Origin of the sequence: Streptomyces aureus, from assembly GCF_001418135.1 — a bacterium.
Classification (GTDB): domain Bacteria; phylum Actinomycetota; class Actinomycetes; order Streptomycetales; family Streptomycetaceae; genus Streptomyces; species Streptomyces aureus_A.
Map to the genome: position 1 here is coordinate 1 of NZ_LIPQ01000188.1, position 1,511 is coordinate 1,511.

Annotated in this window: 2 protein-coding genes; one reads left to right on the plus strand and one right to left on the minus strand. The window is 66.2% G+C overall.

Translation table 11 applies throughout. The features are described from left to right. The first annotated feature begins 147 nt into the window (after positions 1–147). Positions 148–1,032, plus strand: coding sequence for an IS5 family transposase (locus AOK00_RS17425; RefSeq protein WP_055601231.1), 885 nt, complete (start codon positions 148–150; stop codon positions 1,030–1,032). A 10-nt stretch (positions 1,033–1,042) separates the two neighbouring features. Here AOK00_RS17425 and AOK00_RS17430 read toward each other — a convergent pair whose 3' ends face one another. Further along, a complete protein-coding gene (locus tag AOK00_RS17430) occupies positions 1,043–1,438 on the minus strand; it encodes a hypothetical protein (RefSeq protein WP_254047394.1) in 396 nt (131 codons plus the stop codon). Positions 1,439–1,511 lie beyond the last annotated feature (73 nt).

Sequence of the window (1,511 nt, forward strand, 5' to 3'; positions counted from 1 at the left end):
CTCCAGCACCGACCACTGCTCGTCCGTGAGATCTCCCCGACCCGCGAACCGTGATCATCCACAGCCCAAGATCCACTTTTGCCACACGGCCTAGGGCCTGTTCGATGGGTCGTGTGACGCTCCCGCTGGGAACTCGTTCCGTGGGACATGGGGCGGGGAGATCTTTCGGATGAAGAGCGGGCTCGGCTGGAGCCGCACTTGCCGACGAATCACGGGCGGGGTGGACGCTGGCAATGCCACCGCCGTGTGATCAACGGGATTCTGTTTCGGCAGCGGACCGGCCTCCCCTGGCGGGATCTGCCCGCCTGCTTCGGTAGCTGGAAGACGGTCCACGACCGTCATCGAAGATGGTCGGCGGACGGCACGTGGGAGAGAATCCTGCGGGCCGTCCAGGCCGACGCCGATGCCGAGGGCCGGATCGACTGGAGCATGGTCAGCGTCGATTCCACGACCTGCCGCGCTCATCAGCACGCGGCTGGTGCCTCCACCCGTGCCCCGAAGATCCCGGGTCGGCGCAGGAGCCCGGCACGTCACCGCTCCGATGAGGCCCTGGGACGCTCGCGAGGCGGGCTCACAAGCAAGATCCACCTCGCCGGGGAAGGTGGGTGCCGCCCGCTCGGGTTCGTCATCACGCCCGGCCAGTGGGGGGACGCACCGCAGATGATTCCCGTTCTGGAAGAGATCCGCGTACCTCGGCAGACTGGTGGACGACCGCGCACCCGGCCCGACCATGTCGGGGGCGATAAGGCGTACTCGTCACGCCGCAATCGGCGTCACCTGCGCAGACGCCAGATCAAGCACACGATCCCCGAGCCGAGAGACCAGAGGGCCAACCGCCGACGCCGCGGCAGCCAAGGCGGCCGGCCCACGGGGTTCGACAAGACGATCTACCGCCGCCGCAACGAAGTCGAGCGGACCATCAACCGGCTCAAGAACTTCCGAGCCGTCGCCACGCGCTTCGACAAGCGCGCGTACGTCTTTCACGGAACGGTCACCGTGGCCGCGATCCGCCTATGGCTGCGCCCGGAGTGAAGAGCCCCGTTCAGAGGTCCTCGGCACCCGGATAGTGGTGGCGCAGTTCGCTGAGTACGCGCTCGTCGACAGCCCTGACGTCCCAGGAGGAACTATCGAATTCGGTCAGGACGAGCACCAGCTGGTCCTCCGCGAACCCACGCGCTTGGGCGTCGATCAACTGGAGGAAGGGGGTCGTCAAGGACAACAAGGTCAACGTGTCCATGCCGGCGTCGGCGGACCGTCTCTCCATCTCGACACAGCGGGGATCGACGATCTCGTCGAACTCGACGCGCCAGGTCAGGTCCAGGGCGAAGCTGCCGAGGCGAACCAGTAGCTCAGCCAGCGTCACGTAGTGCTTTCCGTGCCAGGCAGGAAATCTGATCCCCTTCATCCCCGCCTCTGCTTCAGCTGTATCGCGTGCCATGCGGCCCCCTTCGTTCAGCGAACAGTAGGCCACGCTGCTGATCAGCTCATACGACCCATCGGACAGGCCCTAG